Annotated in this window: 25 protein-coding genes and 1 tRNA gene; 4 read left to right on the top strand and 22 right to left on the bottom strand. The window is 42.7% G+C overall.

Going from position 1 to position 25,539, the window contains the following annotated elements:
- Positions 1-12: 12 nt before the first annotated feature.
- The 7 genes from HMPREF1705_RS01740 to HMPREF1705_RS01770 all read right to left on the bottom strand — a co-directional run bounded on the left by HMPREF1705_RS01740 (position 13) and on the right by HMPREF1705_RS01770 (position 5,821).
- Positions 13-1,071, bottom strand: a complete 1,059-nt coding sequence (locus tag HMPREF1705_RS01740; protein WP_009200432.1) for a protein arginine kinase — start codon at positions 1,069-1,071, stop codon at positions 13-15.
- Positions 1,058-1,600 (bottom strand): UvrB/UvrC motif-containing protein, encoded by a 543-nt coding sequence (locus HMPREF1705_RS01745; RefSeq protein ID WP_009200431.1) that lies wholly within the window; start codon positions 1,598-1,600, stop codon positions 1,058-1,060. The genes HMPREF1705_RS01740 and HMPREF1705_RS01745 overlap by 14 nt, the downstream gene beginning before the upstream one ends.
- Positions 1,601-1,612: 12 nt before the next feature.
- Positions 1,613-2,092, bottom strand: a complete 480-nt coding sequence (locus tag HMPREF1705_RS01750) for a CtsR family transcriptional regulator (RefSeq protein ID WP_040347785.1) — start codon at positions 2,090-2,092, stop codon at positions 1,613-1,615.
- Between the two features lie 135 nt (positions 2,093-2,227).
- A complete protein-coding gene (locus HMPREF1705_RS01755) occupies positions 2,228-2,773 on the bottom strand; it encodes a manganese efflux pump MntP (protein ID WP_040347782.1) in 546 nt (181 codons plus the stop codon).
- A 95-nt stretch (positions 2,774-2,868) separates the two neighbouring features.
- The gene (gene plsY / locus HMPREF1705_RS01760) at positions 2,869-3,462 is read right to left on the bottom strand and encodes a glycerol-3-phosphate 1-O-acyltransferase PlsY (protein ID WP_040347781.1); all 594 of its coding nucleotides are present in this window, start codon (positions 3,460-3,462) and stop codon (positions 2,869-2,871) included.
- 6 nt (positions 3,463-3,468) lie between these two features.
- Positions 3,469-5,571, bottom strand: a complete 2,103-nt coding sequence (locus HMPREF1705_RS01765; protein WP_009200427.1) for an acetate--CoA ligase family protein — start codon at positions 5,569-5,571, stop codon at positions 3,469-3,471.
- A 165-nt stretch (positions 5,572-5,736) separates the two neighbouring features.
- Positions 5,737-5,821: transfer RNA gene (locus tag HMPREF1705_RS01770), tRNA-Leu, on the bottom strand.
- A gap of 491 nt (positions 5,822-6,312) precedes the next feature.
- On the opposite strand from HMPREF1705_RS01770, the gene HMPREF1705_RS01775 reads away from it, so the two are divergent.
- Both HMPREF1705_RS01775 and HMPREF1705_RS01780 read left to right on the top strand, forming a co-directional pair.
- Positions 6,313-7,479 carry a YkvI family membrane protein gene (locus tag HMPREF1705_RS01775; RefSeq protein WP_009200426.1) on the top strand — a complete coding sequence of 389 codons (1,167 nt, stop codon included), beginning with the start codon at positions 6,313-6,315 and terminating at the stop codon, positions 7,477-7,479.
- Positions 7,480-7,668: 189 nt separating this feature from the next.
- On the top strand, positions 7,669-9,051 hold the full coding sequence (locus HMPREF1705_RS01780) for an aspartate aminotransferase family protein (RefSeq protein ID WP_009200425.1): 1,383 nt from the start codon (positions 7,669-7,671) through the stop codon (positions 9,049-9,051).
- 56 nt (positions 9,052-9,107) lie between these two features.
- Here HMPREF1705_RS01780 and dctP read toward each other — a convergent pair whose 3' ends face one another.
- The 5 genes from dctP to HMPREF1705_RS01805 form a co-directional block, all read right to left on the bottom strand.
- Entirely contained in the window at positions 9,108-10,142 is a 1,035-nt protein-coding gene (gene dctP, locus HMPREF1705_RS01785) for a TRAP transporter substrate-binding protein DctP (RefSeq protein ID WP_009200424.1), read from the bottom strand.
- 145 nt (positions 10,143-10,287) lie between these two features.
- A complete protein-coding gene (locus tag HMPREF1705_RS01790; RefSeq protein WP_009200423.1) occupies positions 10,288-11,592 on the bottom strand; it encodes a TRAP transporter large permease in 1,305 nt (434 codons plus the stop codon).
- Positions 11,592-12,158 (bottom strand): TRAP transporter small permease, encoded by a 567-nt coding sequence (locus tag HMPREF1705_RS01795; RefSeq protein ID WP_009200422.1) that lies wholly within the window; start codon positions 12,156-12,158, stop codon positions 11,592-11,594. The genes HMPREF1705_RS01790 and HMPREF1705_RS01795 overlap by 1 nt, the downstream gene beginning before the upstream one ends.
- Positions 12,159-12,340: 182 nt before the next feature.
- Entirely contained in the window at positions 12,341-13,264 is a 924-nt protein-coding gene (locus HMPREF1705_RS01800) for a S66 peptidase family protein (protein WP_009200421.1), read from the bottom strand.
- A 196-nt stretch (positions 13,265-13,460) separates the two neighbouring features.
- Positions 13,461-14,630, bottom strand: coding sequence for an amidohydrolase (locus HMPREF1705_RS01805; protein ID WP_009200420.1), 1,170 nt, complete (start codon positions 14,628-14,630; stop codon positions 13,461-13,463).
- Between the two features lie 166 nt (positions 14,631-14,796).
- Between HMPREF1705_RS01805 and HMPREF1705_RS01810 the strand changes: the two genes are divergently transcribed.
- On the top strand, positions 14,797-16,521 hold the full coding sequence (locus HMPREF1705_RS01810; RefSeq protein ID WP_111089530.1) for a 2-oxoacid:acceptor oxidoreductase subunit alpha: 1,725 nt from the start codon (positions 14,797-14,799) through the stop codon (positions 16,519-16,521).
- A 15-nt stretch (positions 16,522-16,536) separates the two neighbouring features.
- On the top strand, positions 16,537-17,400 hold the full coding sequence (locus tag HMPREF1705_RS01815; protein ID WP_009200418.1) for a thiamine pyrophosphate-dependent enzyme: 864 nt from the start codon (positions 16,537-16,539) through the stop codon (positions 17,398-17,400).
- An 85-nt stretch (positions 17,401-17,485) separates the two neighbouring features.
- Here the strand turns inward: HMPREF1705_RS01815 and HMPREF1705_RS01820 are convergent, their stop codons facing one another.
- The 10 genes from HMPREF1705_RS01820 to HMPREF1705_RS01865 all read right to left on the bottom strand — a co-directional run bounded on the left by HMPREF1705_RS01820 (position 17,486) and on the right by HMPREF1705_RS01865 (position 25,528).
- Positions 17,486-18,448 carry an L-threonine 3-dehydrogenase gene (locus HMPREF1705_RS01820; RefSeq protein WP_009200417.1) on the bottom strand — a complete coding sequence of 321 codons (963 nt, stop codon included), beginning with the start codon at positions 18,446-18,448 and terminating at the stop codon, positions 17,486-17,488.
- Between the two features lie 237 nt (positions 18,449-18,685).
- Positions 18,686-19,033, bottom strand: a complete 348-nt coding sequence (gene rplS / locus HMPREF1705_RS01825; RefSeq protein WP_009200416.1) for a 50S ribosomal protein L19 — start codon at positions 19,031-19,033, stop codon at positions 18,686-18,688.
- A gap of 27 nt (positions 19,034-19,060) precedes the next feature.
- The gene (trmD, locus tag HMPREF1705_RS01830) at positions 19,061-20,311 is read right to left on the bottom strand and encodes a tRNA (guanosine(37)-N1)-methyltransferase TrmD (RefSeq protein ID WP_009200415.1); all 1,251 of its coding nucleotides are present in this window, start codon (positions 20,309-20,311) and stop codon (positions 19,061-19,063) included.
- On the bottom strand, positions 20,311-20,853 hold the full coding sequence (gene rimM, locus HMPREF1705_RS01835; protein WP_234945391.1) for a ribosome maturation factor RimM: 543 nt from the start codon (positions 20,851-20,853) through the stop codon (positions 20,311-20,313). The genes trmD and rimM overlap by 1 nt, the downstream gene beginning before the upstream one ends.
- Positions 20,854-20,876: 23 nt before the next feature.
- Positions 20,877-21,116, bottom strand: coding sequence for a KH domain-containing protein (locus HMPREF1705_RS01840; protein WP_009200413.1), 240 nt, complete (start codon positions 21,114-21,116; stop codon positions 20,877-20,879).
- Between the two features lie 5 nt (positions 21,117-21,121).
- Positions 21,122-21,391, bottom strand: coding sequence for a 30S ribosomal protein S16 (rpsP, locus tag HMPREF1705_RS01845; RefSeq protein WP_009200412.1), 270 nt, complete (start codon positions 21,389-21,391; stop codon positions 21,122-21,124).
- A 12-nt stretch (positions 21,392-21,403) separates the two neighbouring features.
- Positions 21,404-22,741 carry a signal recognition particle protein gene (ffh, locus tag HMPREF1705_RS01850; RefSeq protein ID WP_009200411.1) on the bottom strand — a complete coding sequence of 446 codons (1,338 nt, stop codon included), beginning with the start codon at positions 22,739-22,741 and terminating at the stop codon, positions 21,404-21,406.
- On the bottom strand, positions 22,734-23,114 hold the full coding sequence (locus HMPREF1705_RS01855) for a sigma factor-like helix-turn-helix DNA-binding protein (RefSeq protein ID WP_009200410.1): 381 nt from the start codon (positions 23,112-23,114) through the stop codon (positions 22,734-22,736). The genes ffh and HMPREF1705_RS01855 overlap by 8 nt, the downstream gene beginning before the upstream one ends.
- A 216-nt stretch (positions 23,115-23,330) precedes the next feature.
- Positions 23,331-24,320 (bottom strand): glyoxylate reductase, encoded by a 990-nt coding sequence (gene gyaR, locus HMPREF1705_RS01860; RefSeq protein ID WP_009200409.1) that lies wholly within the window; start codon positions 24,318-24,320, stop codon positions 23,331-23,333.
- Positions 24,320-25,528 carry a M20 metallopeptidase family protein gene (locus HMPREF1705_RS01865; RefSeq protein ID WP_009200408.1) on the bottom strand — a complete coding sequence of 403 codons (1,209 nt, stop codon included), beginning with the start codon at positions 25,526-25,528 and terminating at the stop codon, positions 24,320-24,322. Before HMPREF1705_RS01865 ends, gyaR begins: the two co-directional genes overlap by 1 nt.
- Between the last annotated feature and the right edge of the window lie 11 nt (positions 25,529-25,539).

The following is a 25,539-nucleotide window of genomic DNA, read 5'->3' on the forward strand; positions in this document are numbered from 1 at the left end:
CCCCTCTTATCCTTACTTAGGCTCTATGCTTTTAAGACGTTCCCGCAAAAAGGCTGCCCTGTACACATCCCTCTCATCCGGCGTAAGTTCCTTGCCTGCGTACAACTGAACATGGTTCGGTTGTACGCCAAGAACAAGATTATTCCAATCCTCCACTGAAAGTTTAGGAGTTATTTCCATGTCACTGCCCATTTTGATTAGCGAAATCAGTTCAAGAGCTTCTCTCGTGCTGATGTTTCTGCAATATCTCATAACGCCAAATGCCCTCCAAAGCCTGTCGTCTAAGGAACTGTCTAATTTACGCTTCATCACCGCTCTGGCGCGTTCTTCCTCCGTAACAATTTGTCGTACAGCAGAAGCTACCTTATCAATCAGCTCTTCCTCGCCGAGGCCCAAGGTAATTTGATTTGAGATTTGATATAATGAGCCCAGCACATCACTTCCTTCCCCATAGGTTCCCCTTACTGTAAGGCCAATGCGATTACATTCATTTATCAAAGTAGTGATTTGCTTTGACATCTCAAGCGCCGGTATATGAACCATTACCGAGGCACGCATTCCCGTTCCGACGTTCGTCGGACATGCCGCCAGATAGCCGAAATCAGAATCGAAGGCATAACCCAACTTTTCGAACATCATTTCGACCTTTTTAGCTATTCTCCACACTTCGTTAAGCTCAAGACCTGCCAAAATAACTTGAATCCTAAGATGATCTTCCTCATTGACCATTATCGATATGACACCTTTTGAATCCACTATTACTAACCTGCCAGGTCCGTCGCCTGCGAAGGGCGGACTAATAAGGTGTTTCTCTACCAACACCCACCTGGACAAGGAATCCAAGGCGTCCATTTCTACAACATCGCTATCTTTTAAAAGGTCCGAATCTGATATCACTTGTTTAACTTGATCAACAATGGCATATAATTTTTCATGATCACATCGATGGGTAAAAGGAAAATCACTTAAATTTCGCGCTAATCTTATTCTGCTGGAAACAGCTATATTAGAATTGCTTCCTTTCCCCTTTACCCATTCTATTGGATGTGCTAACAAGTCACGCTTTGCCATCGCTACCATCACCTTTCGATGTTAATTCGCGGATACGATCGCGAATTTTCGCCGCACGTTCGTACTCCTCTTTTTCTACCGCTTCTTTAAGCTCCTTTTTTAATTGTTCCAGTTCGTCTCCTGTAGCATCTTTTTCGATGTAACTCAACTCAGGCTTACTCCCCCTATGACGATCAGCTCCATGAATTTTTCGAAGCAAGGGCTTAATATAATCTCGGAAAGACTCGTAGCATTTAGGACATCCAAACTTGCCGGTTTTTTGAAAAGTCGAATAATCCAACCCGCAGCCTTGGCATTTAATCTCAGTTCTCACGGGCCTGCGCAATTCTTTGGCAGCGAAGGGTTCGAAGAGGGAACCCAAGAGATTTTCCCATGACAAATCAAAATTAAAATGAGGGAATAGATCGATACCCTCCAGACCCATAGTCTCTGCGCATTCTCTGCATAGATGATATTCCTTTACCTCACCGTTTATAATTTGCTTGATATGCACCTCTGCTTCCCGTTCCTGACATCGTTCGCACATCATTGTAAATTCCCCCTATATAATGGCCAAGCTTTTGAGCACCCGTCTAACCAGTTCAGTATTAATTTCATCTCTGCGATAGGCGGGTAGATCGAAAAAGGATACCAACACTTCATCGACAAATCTCAAGATAACTTCTAACATGGTACGTTCCCTCAGCGTCAACAGTTCACGTTCTTCCATATTTTTCAAAAGGCGCCTTGTTTCCTGTGGTGTCATTACTCCATCAACTATCTCTTCAATATGATTGAGTCTGTCCTCCACGCCGGAAAGACATACCCGTATAATTCTAATGTAACCATTTCCTCCCCTTTGACTCTCTACGATAAAACCTCTTTCAGGCGTAAATCTGCTTTGCAATACATAGTTTATTTGGCTTGGCACACAACCGAAAACATTTGCCAACTCCTTGCGTCGCAATATGATCTCATCCGCCGAATTAGCCTCAAGCAGGCTTCGTATGTATTTTTCTATCTTTTCAGTGAGGCTTTCCATATCCATGCACCCCCATCCAGCCTATGGCATTAGTGCGACCATGCTCATTATATGCATGAAGGTCAAAATATGTCAAGAATATTTTTAGGGATACAAAACATTTTTAGGGGAATTATAGTGAGGAAATCTCGGTCGTTACAAGAATAGCATCTTGACTCCTACAAGACAAATTACAAGACCGCCAAAAACACAAGCCCATCGGCCCAAAAGAAAGCCCAGAGCTCTGCCGAAGTATACTCCCAATAAACACATGCATAGAGTAACAAAACCAACAACAGAGGAAAAGAACATGATGGGAATATTCGCCACTGCAATACCAATTCCCACGGACAATGCATCGATCGAAGTGGCAATCGCAAGAAATAACAACGCCAGCCCCTTAGTAATGTCCCTAGGACTGCATTGTTCTTCCCTTTTTGAATCCTTAAGCATTTTAAGGCCAATACAAATAAGAACAACCGAAGCTATCCATTCGTCATAGGGAGAAAACTTGCGCAAAATATAGTAACTCAGAAAATATCCAAAGATGGGCATAATAAACTGAAAAAAACCGAACACACTTCCCATTCGTAGGGCAACCGTAAGATGACTATCCTTTCGGCAAGCTCCAACGCTCAAGCATACCGAAAATGCATCCATCGATAAAGATAGGCCAATTAGTATAATGTAAAAAATAGGCAAATGTGCGAAACTCCCTTCTCAATCTTTTAAATACCCTTCAACAGCAGATGGTCATTATACTCCTTTCGAATTATATAATCATGCGCTCAAAAACCTTAAGTAGCTCTTTCGCCAACTTTATGCTCGGTCCCTGCCAACAACCTTCTGATATTTGCATGATGTCTAACTATCGTAAGGAACGCCAAAAAGGACGAGGCCACGATATAAGAAATATCGGCGCCAAACAACTTCAACCATATCGGCGTTGAAGCAAGGGATATCATAGATGCTAAAGAAACGTAACGACTCACCTTCATCACGCAATACCACACAACCCCGCCAAGGATCGAAGCGAGAGGATAAAACATAAATATAACGCCGAAGGAAGTTGCCACTCCCTTTCCGCCTTTAAATTTCAACCACACAGGAAAATTGTGTCCCAAAACAGCTACTACTCCTAAAAGAGACAGCAATTGCGGAGAAGATACCCCCAAGACCCTTGCAATTAGTAAGGCCAATCCGCCTTTTGTTATGTCGAAGATACCCACAGCGATTGCCCACTTTTTACCCATCACTCTTCCGACATTTGTAGCTCCTATATTGCCTGAACCATACTTCCTGATGTCATCGCCCTTTACTAGTTTGACAACTAAATATCCCATAGGAGCTGATCCCAGCAAATAGGCCAATAGTATCAGAAACACCGACACCTGACATCACTCCTTCTCTTTGCGCAATATTAGAGCATCCGCAACCAACACTCCTTTTCCTTCGTCTAGTACAAAAACCGGATTTGCATCCAATTCATTTAGCTCACTTTCTATACATGCCATTCTCGATATTAAACTCACTGCTTTTGCCAAAGCGTTTATGTCCTTTCGTTTTTGGCCACGTGCTCCTGCAAGCAGGGGATAACCTTTAAGTTCCTCTATCATTTCCATAGCGGTATTCTCATCGATGGGGGCACGTCGCAACGAAACATCTCTCAGCACTTCGACATATATTCCTCCCAAACCGACGGCGACAAACGGACCAAAAATCGGGTCTCTTTTGACACCTATCATACATTCCAAACCGCTACCGACCATTTCTTGAACTAATACTCCCTCAATGTTGGCTTCAGCGTTAAATTTCCTGGCCTTTTCTAATATTCTGCCGTAGGCATTGCGAATTTGTTCTTCGTTTTGCAAGTTTAGGGCAATTACTCCAGCCTCCGTTTTGTGAAGAATTTGAGGAGACATAACCTTTAAAGCCACGGGATACCCAATCTCTTCGCTTGCTTCTATGGCCTCTTCCAAGGAAAAGCAAAGCCTCTCATTTGTCACCGGAACGCCCCAATGCTCCAACAATTTCTTTGAGTCATATTCCGTCATCATTAATGGAAGTTTGGACAAAAATGGTTCTCCCCTGACCTCTATATCCTTCGTAGGTTTCAACATAACTTCATGCCAGTTGGCAAGTGCGCTCAGTGCAAAAGCACTTCTGCGCAAACTTTGAAATAACGGTACACCTGCAGCCTTAAGCTGTTTCAAAAAAACTTCCCCATGTTTACGGTCAATCAGCCAGGTACAATTGATAGGTTTTTTGGTCCCTTGACTCGCAGCTATGAGGTCCTGGACCATCTGTTCGCCCGATTTACCGGTAATCATGGATATAATGACGGTGACCATGTCTATGTCAGGACATTCGAGCACCGCATCTAAACAGCCAGGGAAACCTTTGGGGTCGTTTATCACCTGCGCAGTCATGTCTATAGGGTTTGAGCTGGAGCCAAAGGGGGGTATATAGGGTTTTATCTTCTCCTGAGTGTTTTCATCCAAAACCGGCACATTCAGGCCATAGTCATCCAACAAATCCGTCATGATTATACCTGCTCCTCCGGAAGTAGTTAACACCGCTACCTTTTTGCCTGTAGCCCTTTTGGGAGAAGAAAATATGGTTCCCAGATCGATGATATCTTCCACGTCAGAAATGCTTATAACACCATATTGCTTAAATACGGCATCCCAAACTTCCCTATCACCCGTAAGAGCAGCCGTGTGACTTTTCGCTGCCTCTTTAGCCACCTCGCTCTTGCCAACTTTCAGCACTGCAATTGGAATTTCTCTCTTTTTGGCTTGTTGCACTAAATCCAGGAACTTTGAGCCGTCTTTCAAACCTTCCATGTAAAGGATAAGAAGTTTAACTTCTCTGTCTTCAATAATGAACCGCCCAAAATCAACTACATCTAAATCTACTTGATTGCCAGTAGTTACTACATAGCGAAACTTTACGCCACTGTCGGCACCTAGGGCAAAAGAGGCAAATCCGAAAGCTCCACTTTGCGAGACGTAAGCAATATGTCCAGGTTCCAGGGGTTCTGCATCTAATGAAGCAGAAAAACTCAGAGGAACACCGTCGACAAAATTTACCAAACCTTGACAATTCGGACCTACCAAATGGATATTCCACTTATTTGCTATATAAATTATTTTATCCTGAAGTTGAGGGTCGTCAGCTTCAGCAAACCCCGAAGAAAATATGACAGCGAAGGGAACTTTTTTCTCTCCGCATTGTTCCAAAATATCCGGCACAAGACCAGCTCTTACTCCAATAATAGCAACATCCGGAGATGCCGGAAGGGATCTAATATCTGGATAACACTTGAATCCATGAAGTGAATCATATTTAGGATTCACAGGAAAAATATCCCCTCTATAATTGTATCGGTTCAGCAATTTTAAAGGTCGACCTGATATGCTTTCCATGTTAGATGATGCCCCAACTATGGCAATTTTTTTAGGCTTAAAAAGTCGGTTTAGGTCCACAAACGATGGCATTTCATCCCCTCCTAACAATATCGGACATGTAAATATATTATCATATCTCCTTTATTAACAGATTCAGGAGAGGAAACTTAATACACACAAATTGCGATACCCCTTCTCTTTAACGCTATCAAAAAAAAGAAGGAGCCAAAACAGGCTCCTTCTTTTTTTAATCTATGGTGCCGAGGGGGGGATTTGAACCCCCACGGGAAATCCCACACGCCCCTCAAACGTGCGTGTCTACCAATTCCACCACCTCGGCATTGCAATCGCATTATACGCAACTTATTTTTATTAGTCAAGACGGACGGACGGGCAGATGGAAGAACAAATGGATCGGAGAATCAATGATCTAATATGCTTTATCGAAATCCCTCGCATAATTTTAATAACAAATTAAACTTGAACATCATATTATCGAATTAGAGTATCGCTGAAACTGACAAAAAGTGTCAAAATCACTAACAAACAGACTGTAGTTTTAATTGGGACTAAGCAAAAAAATTAAGCTATATCATTTTTCTTTCTCTGTGTCATTAGTTAACACCATATTGTATACCTGGTTTCCCACAGCAGCCTCCTATCCGCTATTCATTCTTAGCTTCATCCCATTATATTTAGATATTACATTCTTTTCGCTATACCCTAACATAATATTTTTAAAAATATTTTTAATCAATGACGATATTGTCTGCTCTTTAAAATTGTGGTACCGTATTGTCCAATAAATTTTTTTGAAGGGGGAAGTCTAATATGCCTACTGATTCACATAAGCAAAATTTTTCATTTTTGGAGTGGTTTATGAATTTTGATTTCTATAAGAAATATTTGCTTCCTGGGTTTGTTTTGCAATCCGTCGTCGTTGCCGGAGGATATGGCACTGGAAGGGAAATCGTTGAATACTTTATCCAGTACGGTCCCAAAAACGGACTTCTGGGCATGTTTTTGGTCACCACTATATTGTGGGCAGCCGTATGTGCCGCAAGCTTTGAATTTGCCCGCTTATTTCGAACCTATGATTACAGAAGTTTCTTTAAAAACCTGATCGGAGGGGCATGGCCTCTATACGAGATATGTTACATCCTTCTTCTTTTTATAGTATTAGGAGTTTGCGGCGCCGCATCGGGTAGCATTTTAAAAGAAACATTTAATTTGCCTCCCCTGATTGGCGCAGGGTCGTTTTTACTATTAATAGCTATCCTTACCTATTTTGGAAGCCGAACTATCGCGGCAGCTTTATCATGGTGGTCTTTTTTTCTTTATATTGTTTATATAGTATTTTTAATAATTGGTTTTATGAAATTTAGTGATAACATCACCAATAGTTTATCATCGGGGATAAATAAACCTGGTTGGATAATGGGCGGCTTTCAATATGCTTTTTATAACCTAGGCTGTTTACCAGCCATTCTTTTTGTGACCCGTTTTATTGAAACCAGAAAAGAAGCCATAATATCAGGCATTTTTGCCGGATTGCTCACAATTTTACCTGGATTTTTTCTTTATATCGTTCTCCTTGGAGTTTATCCCGATGTTCTGACAATTGAAGTCCCCACCTATTTCGCATTGCAAGAAATGGGCCTAACATCATTGCTTGTCGCATATATGATAGTCCTTTTTGGAACAATGATTGAAACAGGAACGGGATTTATACACGCAGTCAATGAAAGGATAAATTCTTATATGCTTGACAAAAGGGGGAGAGAGATATCTCGTTCATTGCGGGGAACGATTGGGTTTGGAATGGCGCTTTTAGGGATCGCTATATCATCATTTGGACTAATCCCTTTAATAGCTAAAGGTTACGGAACGATTTCGTGGGGATTTTTCATACTTCATGGCATAGCTATATTTACTATAGGCATATATAAGATTGCAAAGGCAAAAAAGGAACGTGTTCATGAATCCATAGAACAATAATTATCCCGATTGCTTATTGCATATGAGCTTATTATGATATCATTTAAACAACATAGTACCGATTAATGTTGACATTGAGATGAAGCTAAGATCTATTTTACAAAATGTGTAGATATCATAGCAACCTCTAGCTGCACAAGAATATAAAAATTATTTTACTTTTAACAATAAAGGGGGAGAAGAGATACAATGTGGGAAAAGGTGAAACGTTATACCGAAAAAACATTAGAAGAAAATTTAAAAATAGCAGACGAAGAAGACAGGTATATTCCCAAGGCATGCTCGCTTAAATACTACCCGTTGGTTATAAAAGAAGCTAGTGGATCTACCGTAATTGATGTTGACAACAATGAATTTATTGATTTTCTGACCAGTGCTGCAGTATTTAATATTGGCCATAATCATCCAAGGGTTGTTAAAGCAGCAAAAGACCAGATTGATAGAGTTATTAATTATACTATGGCTTATTTTTACGAAAAGCAACCTATAGAGTTAGCAAAAAAATTGACTGAAATCACGCCAGGGAACTTTTCAAAAAAAGTTACTTTTGGGTTTTCTGGATCTGATAGCGTAGATTCTTCCATAAAAGCTTCACGAGCTTTCACCGGAAGGCATACAATAATGGCTTTTAAAGATTCATATCACGGAATGACTTATGGAGCGTTATCTGCGACAGGTATTGTTAATCAGGATGCTAAAAAACGTTTGGGTGTTATGGATGTTCAATTCGTTGAATTTCCAGATCCCTATAGAAACTCTTTTGGTATCGACGGATACGAACATCCTGAGAAGTTAAGTAACAATATCTTAAAAGCTATTGACAGAACAATATCGAGTTTAAAGGAAAAACCCGCTTGCATAATTATGGAACCTATACAAGGCGATGCGGGAGCAATCGTTCCCCCTATGAATTTTTTTAAAGGTCTTAAAGAACTTGCTGACAGCCATAACATTCTCCTCATTGACGAAGAGGTCCAAACAGGTATGGGAAGAACGGGAAGGTTATGGGCAATAGAACATTTTAAGTTGGAACCCGATTTACTTGTCACAGCTAAAGCTTTAGGCGGGGGGTTTCCCATCTCTGCAACTGTTGGAAAAGCCGAAATATTGGACAGCGTCCCACAACCTTTATTAGTCTTTACTCACATTGGTCATGCCGTAAATGCCTCTGCTGCTTTGGCTACCATTGAGGTCGTGGAAGAAGAAAATTTATCAGAGCGAGCGGCCCACATTGGTAAAAAAGCCATGGACGAATTCAAGAAAATGAGTGATAGTTATCCGATAATTGGCGACGTCAGGGGTTTAGGCCTTCTCATCGGCGTTGATATTATCAAACCAGGTACAAAAGAACCCGATAAAAACACTGCGCAAAAGATTTGTTGGAGAGCATGGGAAAAGGGTTTAATTTTAATAACCTTTGGCAAACATGGCAATGTGCTACGCATAGCACCGCCTCTGAATATATCTCAGGAAGAATTAGATCGTGGATTAAACATAATCGATGAAGCTATTCAAGATGTATTAAAGGACAGAGTATCTGACGACATTTTAAAATTCCTGAGAGGATGGTAAGATCAAACGAGGGGAGCATAACTCCCCTCGTTATTTATTTCAATGCTACTTATTATCTACGGGCGTGGAATCCCAGATTCTTCATATATACGATTCATGAGCTCAGTTCCGACAATAGTTTCCATTTTAGGCCAGACTACCTTCCTAACATGATTGGCAATACTATTTAGTTGATCATCGGACAACATAACAATAGTCCAACCATATTCATCTTCAAGTTTTTGTCTGTATTCTTCGTCCACCTCTTCTGCCTTATCCCACTGAATTCTGGCCTCTTCCTGGGCGGCTTGGGTCAAGATTTGTTGGTCCTCAGGTGAAAGTTTATCCCATAGACTTTTATTTATGACAAACCACCAAGTTTCTATGTAATCGTTATATTGAATCCATACTTTTTGCACATCTCTAAATTGCCATGCCTGAAAGGGAGGACCACCCATTTGACCATCGGCAATCCCCATTTGGAGAGATGTATAAACTTCGGCATAGGGAATGGGTGTAGGAATATATCCAAGAGCCTCATAAGTCCATTCGCAAGGTTTAATTGGCATTACACGCACCTTAACTCCCTTCTGTACTGTTGGAACATCGTACTTGTCAGGTAATTTACTCAAGGAGAGCCCAGCCATACCAACGGGAAGGACGTCTAACGCTTTTATGTTGTGTTTTTCCCATAGACTCTGATTAACCCTGAACGTCCAACCTCGAGGACCATAAACTTCCTTCGCTTCCTCAAAGGTTGTAAACAGATAGGGAAAGTAGTATGCCAGATTAAGCTGAGGGTCAAAATTAGCATTTGCCTGCTGCAACCCCATCTCAATGGTACCACGCATAATCATTTCAAATACCTCGGTCCAGTCGCCCAATACGCCACCTGAATAAACATCAATTTTTATCCGGCCATTCGAACGCTCAAAAACCTTTCGTGCAAACTCCTTGGCTCGAATATCGTAATCACTGCCCTCAGGATGAATCTGAGACATTCGCCAATTATACTCTGGTTCAGCTGCAAAGGTGGATCTTCCTAAAAAAAGAAAACCCGATAGCATAAAAAAGACTACTATCAATATAATAGCGGGCTTTTTAATACTCATATCATCTCCTCCTTTTACTTTACACTTAAGCTTCCTTGATTACCTTGTCTACTCTGACGCAACAGCCACTCATTGCTCATAACTCTTTGTTGACCTAACACATCACCCCCTCATTTAATATACATATCCGTGGAAAAATAATATATCATTTTACACCCATAATCAACTGTGGCAAAAACATTGAAAACCAGGGGAAATACGTTGTAAGTATGATTACAGGCAAGTTTCCAAAAACCATGAAGATAAGAGCTGTGGATATATACTCATTAAACTGGACCTTTCCGATGCGTCCGCCCAGATAAAGTATTGGAGCAGTGGGAGGAGTAACGTTTCCAAGGCCCAGGTTTGTTCCTAATATAGCTGCAAAATGAACTGGATGGATGCCAATTTGCGTCATTAATGGTAAAAGCAGTGGTGCAACAAGCATAGTCCCACTTAAATCATCCATGAGCATTCCAATTATTATAAGGAATACGTTTACCATTAAGAGAATAACAACTTTGTTATCAGATATAGACAGAAGAAAATTTGCTATAGTCATTGGAACACGTTGCATTGTATAGAGCCTTCCCAAAATAGTGACAAAAAAAAGCATTAATATTATTACGCCGCTTGTTGTGGCAGCATCAGTCAATGAAGAAAAAAAGGATTTTATATTTAGTTCCCTATAAATTAAAAAACCAACAACAACCGAGTATGTCACTGCTACTGCAGCAGCTTCAGTAGGGGTAGTGGCCCCACCATAAATTGCACCGAGAATTATAATAGGCATCAATAAACTCCAAATGCTCCTCTTTGTAGCCCTCGCCACTATTCTAAGCTTCTCAATTCCAGGCGCAGGGGGTTCCACCGATACCAATGGAAAATTTCGTTTAACCATATAAAAATTTATAATGGAATAAATCGTCGCCATTGTAATTCCTGGAATAATGGTAGCGAGGAAACAAGCAGTAACGGAAGTTTGGGTAACCCAACCGTATAAAATCATAGGGACACTAGGAGGTATCAATTGACCTAATATTGCCGAACAGCTAACTATGGCTGTTGAATAATATCTGGGATAACCCCTTTCTTCCAATTTTGGGATCATAATTGTACCAATTGCTGCTACTGCAGAAGATGCTGTTCCGGATATTGCTCCAAAGATAGCGCAAGCCCATATGGTTGCCGCGCCAAGACCGCCTTTCATCCGACCCAATATGGAGTCAGCAAAACTCGTCAGCCTCTCGGCTATACCACTAGAGCTCATTAACATTCCCGCAATAATAAAGAAAGGTATTGAAAGCAACGTGAGGGAATTAAGCGCTCTAAATCCAACGGTCATAAGAAAAGAAAAATCAGGAAATGCAACAATTCCCATATATAGAGCTGCGGCCATAAAACAAAAGGGAACCGGTACACCAAGTACAATAGTCAATATCAAGATAACTATATCAATTATAATATGCATTATCTTTTACCCTCCCTGGCTTCAAAGGCTCCATTTTCTTCATTTTTTTTATCCAACTCGATCATTGTCATCCGTATTGGTCTTTTGCCTAGAGCCTGAAGGAAATAATCCAAAAACTCAATAAACGTGTATAACAACATTAATACAGCAGCCACAAATAAGGCAATTTGTGAATATATCATCGGTATACCTAGAGACGGAGATTTTTCAAAGGTCTTTAGCGACCAAAGAACATAATGCCATGTCCAATTAGTCATAATTGCAACCATAATTAAAGTAAACAAAGTAACCGCAGACTTAATAATTGCGTGTTTTTTGGGGCTTTTAACCAAAACGTTGAGCAAATCAGCTTTAATATGACTTCTTTCTCTTGAGCCGTTCGCAGCACCTATAAAATACATCCAAAAACCCAGGAGGGTGGCCATTTCTTCTACTCCCATGATAGGGTGTTTAAAAACATATCGAAGTATTACTTGTATCATAACCAGAACAACAATAACTATGGAAGATATCACCATAATGGTTCTTTCAACTTTTGAAAGAAAATTCCAAATTACTAAGCCCATAACACTCACTCCCTTGCTAAAATATTTATGCTAAATGATCAACACGATAACATTAAAATGACCTCCCTCAAAAAATATTTTTGACATTATAACCTATAGCAACTTCTCATGTACAGCTTTTAATAAACATTTTAGATACAATGAAAGAGAAAAATTAAGGAGGGTAATCTTACGTGATCATGTTAATTGTTAAAATCAGACACAATACATATTTTACAATTGGATGCATCCAAATGCGCCTTCAGGCCTATGGGTACGGTAATTTTAGAATCACAATGCCCGGCTGAAAAGTTAGCTATTGTGGGTTTTCTGAGGGGGATTATGTAATCAGCGAATACTTCCTCAAGATTAAGGCTTTTGGAAGCATCTGTCTCTTCGCAATTTCTAAAATCTCCCAAAATAAAACCTACAGCCTCTTCCAGTTTCCCGGCTAAGCGCATTTGCAGAAGCATTTTATCTACCTTGTAGGGTTTTTCGTCAATATCCTCCAGCAAAAGCAGTTTCCCCCGAGTATCTATTTCATAGGGCGTTCCTAACGTAGCAGCAACTATGGACAAATTTCCCCCGACAATTTCTCCCTCTGCTTCTCCCTGAAATAAAGCACGAAGCGGTCGGCCTTCGGGATTGGATAGGATCATATTTTCCGTTGAGCCGCAAACTGCAGATATGAAACTATTTTTAGTAAATTCATCTAAACCCTTCGCGAAATCTATTCCCATAGGTCCGTGAAAGGTGGGCATTTTTGCCCTTTGAAAAAAGGTTACAAGCAGAGCCGTTATATCGCTATACCCTATAAAAGGTTTAGGGTTGTCTTTGATAATATCGAAATCCAGCATATCGAGTATTCTCATGCTCCCGTATCCACCGCGCAGACAAATTATTCCGTCAATATCTTCATTCACGAACATTTTGTTTACATCACGGGCTCTTAAGTGATCATCACCCGACAAATAGCCCCTTCGGGCATAACAAGACTCGCCAACGACGACCTTAAACCCCAACTTGTTAATCGCGATCTCGGCCTTCTTTAGGTCCTCCTCAATGGTTGGGCTCGCAGGCGCTAGCATTCCAAGGGTATCGGGTTGCTTTAAAGTCCTAATTTGCATTCTTATTTGTCCTCCTCTAAACAAAATTTCATTTTTCCCTTTGGCATTTGTATGTAATTTGTAGTAAAATATTTTTTAGAAAAGCCCTTCCTCATCGGGACATACATACATAGGCGTTGCCGTTCCCTCCTGCCTATGTATGTATGTCTTTATTTTTAGGCACTCATCGAAGGATAATGGAAAGGATACGCTCAAACTACAAAGAACGCTTCACTATGTTTCCTTCGACCACGACAAGGAGAAGATGACTGGAATAGCTTAAAGGATCCCCGTCCCACACCAGAAGATCGGCTACTTTGCCCTTATCTATTGATCCGAGCTCCTTCTCCATTCCGATATGTTCGGCTGCTTTTATTGTAATGGCTGCCAAAGCCTCATCTGAAGGCATGCCTGCAGAGACAGCTAAAGAGGCATGCAAAACCAGGTGATTTAACGGAACAACCGGATGGTCAGTAGTAAAACACAGATGAACGCCTTTTTCGTATTGTTCTACGGCACCTTCCCACGATCTGTTTTGAAGTTCCAACTTAGATCTTGAGGTGATACCCGGACCATAAGCTACAGGAATTTGCCTCGGAGCGAGGACCTCGGTTATCTTGTCCCCTTCTGTACCATGCTCTAATGTAAACTTGAGGTTAAACTCATCGGCTATACGAATGGCTGTTATCATGTCATCGGCCCTATGGGCATGAATCCTTAAGGGCAATTCGCCCCTCAATACGGGAAGCAAAGCTTCCCATTTCATATTTCTGTCAAAAATATTGCCTTCTCTTTGAGCACGATCTTGCCTTTGAGCATAATCTTGAGCCGTCATAAACGATTCTCTCAAAATTGCAGCCACTGACATCCTCGTGGCGGGAGAACGGTCTTTCTTTTTGTATAAATTTTTCGGGTTTTCTCCGAAAGCAGCTTTCATACCTGAAGGAAATCTTCTAACCATTTTATCTATTATTCGACCATAAGTTTTGATGATCGCTCCCTGACCACCCAAAACATTTGCACTTCCGGGCAAAACCTGCACTGTCGTCACTCCCCCTGATATAGCTTCGTCAAAAGCTCTATCGTAGGGATTTATCGCATCAATAACGCGCAGATGTGGCGTTACAGGATCGGTGTGTTCGTTTACACTTTCTTCATCTTGCGGATAACCCTCCTCTATTAGACCAATATGTGTGTGAGGGTCGATAAAACCGGGTGTGACAATACGATCTGTCACGTCAACCACTTCACACTCGGAAACACCTTTGAGTCCTTTGCCTATGTCTTTAATAATCCCCTCTTCGATCAATATATCAACGTTTTCTAATATACCCTTGGTTACAGTAAATACAACGCCGCCTTTCAATATGACTGATGAATTTTTCACTTTTCTTTAAGACCCTCCGCTCTTTATTTTTTTCCAATACCAATTATGAACTCTATCATCGATTAATTCAAATTAAACTTATTTTCCAACGGGTTTATTATTTGAAATATGTGATGATTATTGTTATATTTACTTAAAACATTTTTAAAAAAGGGGAGTGGAAAAGGTGATTACCTTACCCCAAGGTAAGAATGAGGACATCTCGATAGTAGTTACAGGAGCAGCCGGTCAAGGCATTCAAACGGTCGAGGATATTCTTGGAAAAGTGCTCAAAAGAAGCGGGCTTAACGTATTTGCCACTAAAGAATATATGTCTCGAGTCAGAGGAGGAAACAACTCTACTGAAATTCGAGTTTCATCAAAGAGCGTACGAGCCTTCGTAAATCGCATAGATCTGCTCATTTGTTTAAACAAAGGACTCAGGAATTACCTTAAGGAACGCATCAGCAGCGATACTGTTATAATAGGCGACATAGAGGAAATGGGAAAGGAACTGGCAGGAAGGGGCCAAATGTTTTTTGACGTACCTTTGCTACATTTTGCCAAAGAGTTAGGTAGCCCTCTATTCGCCAACGTCGTCGCTGCCGGAATAATAACGTCCCTTTTTGACGTAGATATGTCCCTTTTAGAACAGTACTTTGACGAAAGATTTGGAGCAAAGGACAAGGGTTTAGTAACCAAGAACATTGATGCAGCTAAAAAGGGCTACGAAATAGCACGGGAACTTGCAGAAGACATAACCGTAAAGATGGACCACAACAGCGAAATTGGAAAAGAACTTCTTCTTACAGGAAGCGATGCAGTGGCTTTGGGGGCAATTGCAGGCGGTTGCAATATGATCTTCGGTTATCCCATGTCCCCTGCAACAGGGGTTCTTTCCCACCTTTCACAGGTTGCTGAAGAGTTTGGAATAGTGACCGAACAAACCGAAGATGAAATTTCTGCCATGAACATGGCCATCGGGGGCTGGTACGCTGGCGGCCGTGCCATGGTTACGACCTCCGGCGGAGGGTTTGATTTGATGAGCGAAGGGTTGTCCTTAGTCGGGATTGGCGAGAGCCCAATGGTAATACATCTAGGGCAACGCCCCGGGCCGGCTACCGGTCTTGCCACGCGAACTGAACAGGCGGATTTAAATTTAGCCCTCTACGCGGGACATGGCGAATTTCCACGGGCAATACTCGCTCCGGGTTCGATCCAGGAAGCTTTTTATATGACACAACATGCCTTCAATTTAGCGGCCCGCTATCAGGTCCCCGTTTTCATCCTCACCGATCAGTATCTTTTAGACTCGTCGTATAACCTTCCCGCTTTCTCTTGCGAAGGCCTTAAGGTCGAAAAACATATCGTAAAAACAGATGAATCATACAAGCGTTATGTCATAACTGAAGATGGTGTATCGCCAAGAGGTATTCCTGGCTACGGCGAGGGACTAATAGCCTTTGACAGCAATGAACATGGAGAGACGGGAAGAAATATGGATGAAGATCCTCAAATTCGAAGCGAAATGAACGCCAAAAGAATGCGCAAACTAAAGGGACTAGAGGAAGACTCTCTTCCGCCTGCACTTTATGGAGACGTAGATTACGATGTACTTTTAATAGGGTGGGGATCTACTAAACATATCATCGAAGAGGCGATGGAGAAATTTTCAAGGCCAAAAACGGCCTTTTTGCAAATAAGACAGCCCTTCCCGTTGCACAGCTCTACAAAAGATTATTTGAAAAGAGCAAAGGTTATAGTAGACATAGAAGGGAACGCTACAGCTCAAATGGCCAACTTAATTAAGCTGCTTACCGGCATTGAAGCATCTTATCGAATACTGACGTCATCTGGAATGGAAATTACGGTTGAAGAATTATTAATTAAGCTGCGTTGTTTGCATATATAGTTTGGAGGGATAAAAATGACAGATGTTAGAATGTTCGATGTTCCTGGCCCTATAGATATAATGTGGTGTCCCGGTTGTGGCAATTTCCCCATACTTGATGCAGTCAAAAAAGCCTTGGCCGAGCTCGATCTTACGCCCCAAGACGTGCTGATCTGTTCCGGAATAGGACAGGCCGCTAAATTAAATCACTATGTAAATACCCATTTTCTTCATGGCCTCCATGGCCGCTCTATTTCGAACGCTACCGGGGCAAAAGCAGCCAATCCCAAGCTGGTCGTCCTAGACGTTGGAGGAGACGGCGACAGATATGCTGAAGGGGGAAACCATATAATTCACACAATAAGGCGAAACCCGGATATAACAGCTCTCGTTCACGATAACAGGGTTTACGGTTTGACAAAGGGGCAGGCCTCCCCAACAAGCCCTATGGGATACATATCGCCCACAACCCCGAAAGGAGTGGCAAGCTTGCCTTTGAATCCAATTGCTCTCGCCGTATCCCTCGACGCTTCTTTCGTTGCCCAAGCCTTTGCAGGAGACATAGAAGAAACAAAAGAGATACTAAAAAAAGCCATATCCCATAAAGGATTTTCTTTTGTCAACATATTTCAACCCTGCGTTACCTTTAACAAAATCAACACTTATCAATGGTTTAAAGAAAACACATATTATCTTGGAGATGACTACGATGCAAGCGACCGAAAGATGGCTTTAGAGAAAGCATTTGAAACGAATAAATTACCCCTTGGGGTAATATACGTAAACAACAGAAAGACCTTCGAGGAATCTCTGGCAGCTTATGAAAATTCCGATAAACCACTTTACGATCGCGACATATCGTGGGATAAACTGACAAAGACGTTTGAGCGCTTTGTTTAATTAAAATTCAGGACACGTTCAAGGTTTCCAGAAAAGCGGGAGCGAAAAATACAATGCCCCCGCTTTTTATCGTTAGATGAAAGTACTACTTATAATCTATTCCCAGCTTTTTCGACAGCTTTTCAAGCATATCCTTAACCATTGTTGGTAAATCGTACTCGGGATTCCATCCCCACTCCTGTCTGGCACAGCTATCATCGAGCATATCGGGCCATGAATCGGCAATGCCCTGTTTTACAGGATCTACATCATAGTAAATCTCGAACTCGGGTATATGTTTCTTTATTTCCAAAACAAGCTCCTCGGGAGTAAAGGCCATAGCCGTAATGTTAAAGGCATTCCTGTGAACAAGCTTGGACGGATCAACTTCCATCAGGTCGATGGCAGCCTTTAAAGCATCGGGCATATACATCATATCCATGCGAGTGTCTTTTTTTAGATAACATGTATATTTTTTGTTTTTTAAGGCTTCGTAGAATATTTCAACGGCATAGTCTGTCGTGCCGCCGCCAGGAAGGGTTTTGTAAGAAATCAATCCAGGATATCTGACTCCACGAGTGTCCACGCCATATTTAAGAAAATAATAATCACACAAGAGCTCTCCCGTCACTTTGGTAACGCCATACATGGTTTGAGGTCGTTGTATAGTATCCTGTGGGGTTTTCCATTTCGGAGAGCTCGGTCCAAAAGCAGCAATGGAGCTGGGGACAAAGAGAGAGCATTTATATTCCCTGGCTATTTCCAAGGCGTTTATTAAACCGGTAACATTTACGTGCCAGGCGCCCATCGGATTTTCTTCTGCCTTTGCAGATAATATGGCCGGCAGGTGATATATGACGTTAATGCCATATTTTTTCACAACATCGACGTATTCATCTGCATTGGCGACATTGACAACTTCGTATGGGCCGCCTTCTGCCAATTCGGGGTCCGGGTTGCGCCTATGACCTCCACACACCACATTATCGCTTCCATATTTTTGCCTAAGCGCAGGCACCAGCTCTGAACCGATCTGTCCCGTTCCGCCCGTGACAAGAATTCTCTTCAATGGTAATCCTCCCTTCGATATTTAACCGCAAGTCGTCTTTTAATGTATCTCGATCCTCTTTATAAAGTTTAGTTTAAGGATCGAAACCATCTATCATTGCATATCATATATTATATACCTGACTTGTTCTATTATACACAATTCTTGAATTTAGGCTTATAAAAAAGGCTTGCATACATAATTGATGCAAGCCTTTTTTCGATTTTCAGACAAATTTCAGACAAAGCATTATCTCGTTTATCTGCGGCGTTCTTTTATGCGGGCAGCTTTACCGGAAAGCTTTCTCAAATAATACAACTTGGCCCTTCTTACCCTACCATGGCGAACGACCTCTATCTTTTCCACGTTAGGACAGTATAAGGGAAATATCCTTTCCACACCAATACCGCCGGATACTTTTCTTACGGTAAACGTTTCTCTTAAGCCGCCATTTTTCCTGGCAATCACGACACCTTCAAAAACCTGAATTCTCTCTTTGCCGGCCTCCCTTACCCATACGTGAACTCTAACGGTATCCCCGGGCCTGAATTCCGGCAGCTCGCGTTTCTGGTATTGTTTTTCAACTAATGCAATCCTTGGATCCATTTTTATTTTCCTCCCTCGCTTAAATCTTTATCTCCATCCAAAAAGTCGGTCCAACACAACAGCTACTGCGCTCCTTACGGACAAATGATTATACTCTCCATTACCTCCCATTATAGGCTTCAAAACCAGATCGACATGGTCAAAAACTTCATCGGCAAGGCCCCAACTTGTGCCAAAGAGAATGCACAAAGGAACATCTTTTTCAAGCGCTATTCTTTTAAGCTCCAAATAAGGAAGCGCCCCCTTGACTTGTTTGGCAGTCGTAGCCACAACCAAGGGTTTCTCTCTTTCCTTTTTTTCTATCCAAGCCAAACCTGAGTCGATCGACCCGATGGCCTTAAGCAAGTTTAAAGCCTCGGCCCTCAGCGGATTGAGGCCCATTTCATGAGCTTTTTGCCAATGTCCTGCTATTTTGGAAACCATCTCGCGCTGCGACCTAAGGGGAGTAACCACCAAAAACTTATCTACCCCGAAGGTCATGCAACTTCTGCTAATATCGTGAAGGTCGAGGCCCGTTACCGCAGAAGTCACCACATTACCGCTTTTATTTAACACAGGATAGTGCGCTAACATTAAATAAACCCCTTTTGTCAGATAGGGCCTAATTCCAGCCCTGGACAAAAGATCGGGGCGCCGCCTAAGCGTTCTGGCAGCGGCCTCCCTTCTTCTCCATGTTGCAGCCTCTTGATGATTTCCCGACGTAAGCTCTTTTGGAACTTCCAGACCTTGCCAATTAACCGGCCTCGTGTAATGGGGATAATCCAACATTCCCTTATAAAAGGAATCCTCCGACACCGCCTCTTCCTTTCCGACCACTCCCGGAATAAGGCGAGAAATGGCGTCAATTATGACCATAGCAGGCAGTTCTCCGCCCGTTAAAACGTAATCCCCTATGGATATTTCAAGGTCCACACATTTTTCGACGAAACGCTCGTCAATTCCCTCGTAGTGACCGCATATTAACACGATGTGATCCTTCTTAGTCAACGCCTCCACCAGGTCCTGAGTCAGTACCACCCCCTGGGGCGAAGGATATACAACGCAAGAACCGGCGGATTTGATATCCTCCAAAGCCCTATAAAGAGGTTCGGGCATTATAACCATTCCGCCACCGCCATAGGAATAGTCGTCTATTTGGCCATATCGGTTCGAGGCGTAATCCCTTAAGTTAACGATCTCGACCTCAATTTTTGCCTCCTTGACGGCCCTTCCTATAATGCTCGTGTTCAAAAAGGCTTCAAAGTACTCCGGAAAAGCAGTCACTACAGAAAAGCGCACTATTCCCACAATCCTTCCAGCAAATGCACCTTTACAAAACCGTTATCGATATTGATCTCTTTTACAACTTCTGATATCGCCGGAAGCATGTGCCTTTTTCCCTTTTCCGTTTCTACAACGTAAACATCATTGCTCCCCGTTGGCATGATTTCCACCAAAGTACCCAGATTGTTACCCGTATCGTAATCGACGACAGCAAGACCAAGTAAATCGTCAATCCAGTAGAACCCATCGGGAAGTTCCACTCTTTCTTGAGGTCTGACCATTACAAGGCCACCGCGCAGACTTTCAGCAGCATCCCTATCGACTATCTCGTCTACACCTACGATAAATTGCCCCTTGCCAACATGCTCCCGAATCGAATTTATAGTGAGTCGGCACCAAAAAGAACCGTTGGGGCGATAGACATCGAGGTAATCCATATCTTTAAAACGCTCAGGAAAGTCCGTTAAAGGCAAAAGCCGTAACTCTCCTTTTATGCCGTGAGCCCCCACAATTCGGCCTACGGTTACCAACTCCTCAGAAAACATATGCCATCTCACCTCTTTGGTTACTCCTCAACCGGTTACTCCTCAACCACTACATCTATTTTATCTTTGGATTTGATGGCCGCTGCCTTGGCTATAACGCGTATTGACTTGATTGTGGCTCCAGATTTACCGATGACACGACCCATATCTTCCGGGTTCACTTTTATAGACACTTTAACCTTTCCATCCTCGATTTCTTGTCTTACATCAACGTCGTCCGGCTTGGTAACCAACCGGGATACTATTGTTCTTATCAACTCAGCATAATCTGCCATTTATATCAAGCCTTCTTGCTCTCCATGAATTTATCCCACACTCCGACTTTTCGCAAAAGCGACCTGGCTGTTTCAGAAGGCTGAGCACCCACTTTAAGCCAATACATTGCCCTTTCCTCGTTCACCTTAACATCTGCGGGATCGGTCAAGGGATTGTAGGTACCTATCATTTCAATGAACTTTCCATCCCTGGGCGAACGGGAATCCGCCACAACTAACCTGTAAAATGGCCTTTTTTTTCGCCCATGACGAGCCAACCTGATTCTAACTGCCATATATTACACCTCCTAAAATAATCCCTTTGGAAGTTTAAGGCCCTTGAACTTGCCCTTACCCTTTCCAAAGCGCTTAAATATCTCCTTCATTTGCTCGTATTGTTTTAAAACTTGATTTACCATTTGAACACTCGTACCGGAACCGCTTGCAATTCTCCTTTTTCTGCTTCCCTTTATAATCTCGGGTTTCTTTCTTTCTTCCGGCGTCATCGAGAGTATGACAGCTTCGACATGTTTAATGCGCCTGAAATCTATATCTGACACTTGAGACTTAACCTTTCCCGGAAGAGGGAGCATATCCATAACCTTGTCAAGTGGTCCTAACTTTTGAATTTGTCTAAGCTGGACCAACAAATCATCAAGGGTAAACCTGTTGTCTTGGAGGTTTTTTTGAACTCTTTCGATTTCTTTGGTATCGCCAGATTTCTGTATTTTTTCGAGCAGGCCCTCCATATCTCCCATTCCAAGTATACGTTGGGCCATTCGTGTGGCGTCAAACTCCTCCAAATCTTCCAGGTGTTCTCCTACCCCAACGAGCTTAATTGGTACACCTGTGGCTGCCTTTACAGCAAGAGCGGCACCTCCGCGAGCGTCTCCATCGAGCTTAGTTAAAACCACACCTGTTATGCCGGCTTTTTCTTTAAAGGCTTCGGCTACGTTGACTCCCTCCTGACCCGTCATGGAATCGATAACTAAAAGCACCTCACTGGGATCCAGAAGTTTATGCATCTGCTCCAGTTCTGCCATAAGGTCATCGTCAATATGTAAACGTCCTGCAGTATCAAATATAATGACATCAATCAAATGAGCATCGGCATAGCTCAAAGCCTTTCTGGTCACATCCATCACGTTGCCCGAACCAGCCTCTTCGGGACCGAAAAAAGGTATACGAGCTTTGTCGGCCAGTACTTTCAACTGCTTTACAGCAGCAGGACGACGTAGATCACAGGCCACGACCATTGGTTTGTGGCTGTCAGATATCTTCAGCGCCAGTTTTACCGCCGTGGTGGTCTTACCGGAACCTTGTAATCCGACCAACATAAATACCGATGGCGGTTTAGGGGCGAAATTTAGCCTTTCTTTCTTGCCACCCATCAGGTTGCAAAGCTCTTCATATACGACAGCATATACTTGCTGCGCTGGGGTTATCGACGACAAGACTTCCTGTCCCAGGCAGCGTTCTTTAATGCGTTCTACCAAATCCTTTGCTATTTTGTAGTTTACATCCGCCTCGAGGAGCGCTCTTCTGACCTCGCGAAGCGCATCATTGATATCTTCTTCAGTAAGTCTCCCCTTGCCTCTTAACTTGGAAAATATCCCTTCCAGCCGTTCCTTCAAGGAATCAAACATCTTGATCACCTATCTTTCTCAATTGCGAAAGCAATTCTGACATTTTCGATTTAAATTCTTCCGAAAGTTCTTTTTCGTGCTGATCTAACAATTTTTCCAGATTTTTCTTATATTCCTCAAGAGCAAGTAAGGTTCGTTTAAAACCCACTACTTCCTCTATTTCAACTAACCTCTTTCGCGCACGTTGAAGGAGCTCAAAAACCCCTTGCCGGCTAACCTCTATGGCATCAGCTACCTCAGATAAAGACCAATCGGACATTTCGTGAAGCTCAAAGGCCTTTCTCTGCTTATCGGTCAAAAGACCGCCATAGATATCGTAAAGCAAGCTCATCTCGATTCGAGACTTCAAAAAATCCTCACACTTATCTGCCACAAAAAATCTCCCCGCTCAAAGCCTTTAGCATTAACAAAACCTGAGCGGGAAGATTATATATCCGACATAAATTGATGTCAACGACAAAACGTTTACAGACTGATTGAAGCCATCAATAAGCAACTCTTCATATGACATTTGGCCCCAAATGAACACAGCAAGATTCTACACTATAGCTTGCTCAATACCTCTTTAAGTCCTTTCTATGTAATATTATTATCTGCGTTTCACAACTTCGGAATTTACCAAATTGGGCGGAACTTCTCCTTTGAGCGCTTTAATGACATTTTCTGCTGCCATGGTTGCCATCTTGGCGCGAGTGGCGTATGATGCAGAGCCTAGGTGCGGCAGCAGGACAACGTTGTCAAGCTCAAGAAGCTCTGGGGCTACCTCTGGTTCTCGTTCAAAGACGTCAAGACCTGCTCCCCTGATCCAACCTTCTTTCAGCGCCTTCGCCAAGGCCTTTTCGTCAACGATAGGCCCCCTTGCGGTATTTATTAGGTAGGCTTCTTTTTTCATCATCTTCAATTCCCGCTCTCCTATCAGATGCCGGGTTTCTTTGGTTAAGGGCACATGAATAGATATGAAATCGGCCTCCCTAAGCAGATCATCAAGCGGCCTATATTCGGCGTTTAACTTCTTTTCCACCTCTTCGGAGGCTCTATGGGCGCTGTAATATACGACCTTCATGTCAAAGCCAATTGCCCTGCGGGCTACTGCCCTGCCAATATTGCCAAAACCAATGATGCCAAGCGTTGCATGATGCACGTCGGTACCCAGAAGAAGCATGGGTTTCCATCCCTTAAACTTTCCCTGGCGCAAGAATTTGTCACCCTCTACGACCCTGCGAGCCGTGGCCAAAATGAGCGCCCAGGCGAGATCGGCCGTCGTATCCGTTAGCACACCCGGCGTGTTGGTCACCATGATCCCACGCTTTGTAGCTGCATCCACAACTATATTGTCAAAACCTACAGCATAGTTAGCGATGATTTTGAGCTGAGGGCCAGCTGCGTCCATCACCTCGTCATCGATTCTGTCGGCAAGCAGGCAAACGATGGCATCTACTCCTTTGACTTCCTTTAAAAATAAATCTCTAGGAAAGACACCTTCGTAGTCGAACACCTTGACATGGCAATATTCCTCTAAAATGCGCATCCCTTCTTCAGGGATGCGACTGGTCACCAGAACTTTGGGCTTACTGCTCATCACCGATCACTCCTTTTTGTTCCTTCCATCGCAAGAGCCGCTAGAAGCGCTACACCTTTTTTTAGCACTTCATCATTAGTCTTAAACATTGGATTATGATGCTCGGCGTCAGTGCCCTTTTGGGAATCTGCAATGCCCAGGAAAAATATAGCTCCTGGTACTTTCTGTTGATAGAAGCTAAAATCCTCAGAACCCATAGTTATGGGTATCTCAACCAAAGATTTATCTCCGAACATAATTGAGGCAACTTCTTTTAAGGTTTCAATCATGCTTGGATCGTTTACGGTGACCGGGTAAACGGGAACATAGTTGGTCTTCACTTCACACCTCAAAGCGCTGCCTATGCCTTTCGCGATTCGTTCTATTTTTTCTGGCAGTCCGTCACGTACCTTCGAATTAGTGGTGCGAATGCTGCCTTGAATGAAGGCTTTATCGGGTATTATGTTAGGTGCACTCCCGCTTTCAAGCTTGCCGATGCTCAATACAGCAGTTTCCAATGGGTCCAACTCACGACTTATGATAGTCTGCACAGACATTATTATATTTGCAGCTGTTATGGTAGGGTCTTTGGCCTCGTGAGGCCTTGAGCTGTGACCGCCTTTACCCTTTACCTCTACCTCCCAAATATCCGACGACGCCATTATAGGACCTGATCTGTAGCCTACTGTTCCGGCCGGAAGCGGACTCCATACGTGAAGGCCCCAAATAGCCTCAACACCATCTAACACGCCTTCATTTATAAGCTTACGAGCCCCGGATTTAACTCCCGATTCTTCCGCCGGTTGAAAGATCAAACGCACTTTACATGGAAGTTTATCTCTTAACGAGGCAAGCACATGGGCAACGCCTAAAAGTATCGCTGCATGGGCATCATGCCCGCAAGCATGCATTACCCCTTTATTCCTGGACTTACACTGTACATCCGCCTCTTCCTCAATGGGCAGGGCATCAATGTCAGCTCTAAGGGCTACAATGGGAAATTCCTTTCTTCCTGCGATATCTCCCACAACTCCCGACTCTGTCCCTCCAAAGCCACGACGTACGCCGTCAAACCCTAGTTCTCTTAGCACTTGCTCTATAATTTTGGACGTTCTTTCCTCCTCCCAGGAAAGCTCAGGGTGAGCATGAAAGTCGTGACGAAAGTTTATGACCTTTTCTTCAAATCTCTCGGCAAGCTCCAAAATTTCCTCAAATTTCAAAAAAATCACGCTCCTTAAAA

It is taken from the genome of Acetomicrobium hydrogeniformans ATCC BAA-1850 (assembly GCF_000160455.2).
In the GTDB taxonomy this organism is placed as follows: domain Bacteria; phylum Synergistota; class Synergistia; order Synergistales; family Acetomicrobiaceae; genus Acetomicrobium; species Acetomicrobium thermoterrenum.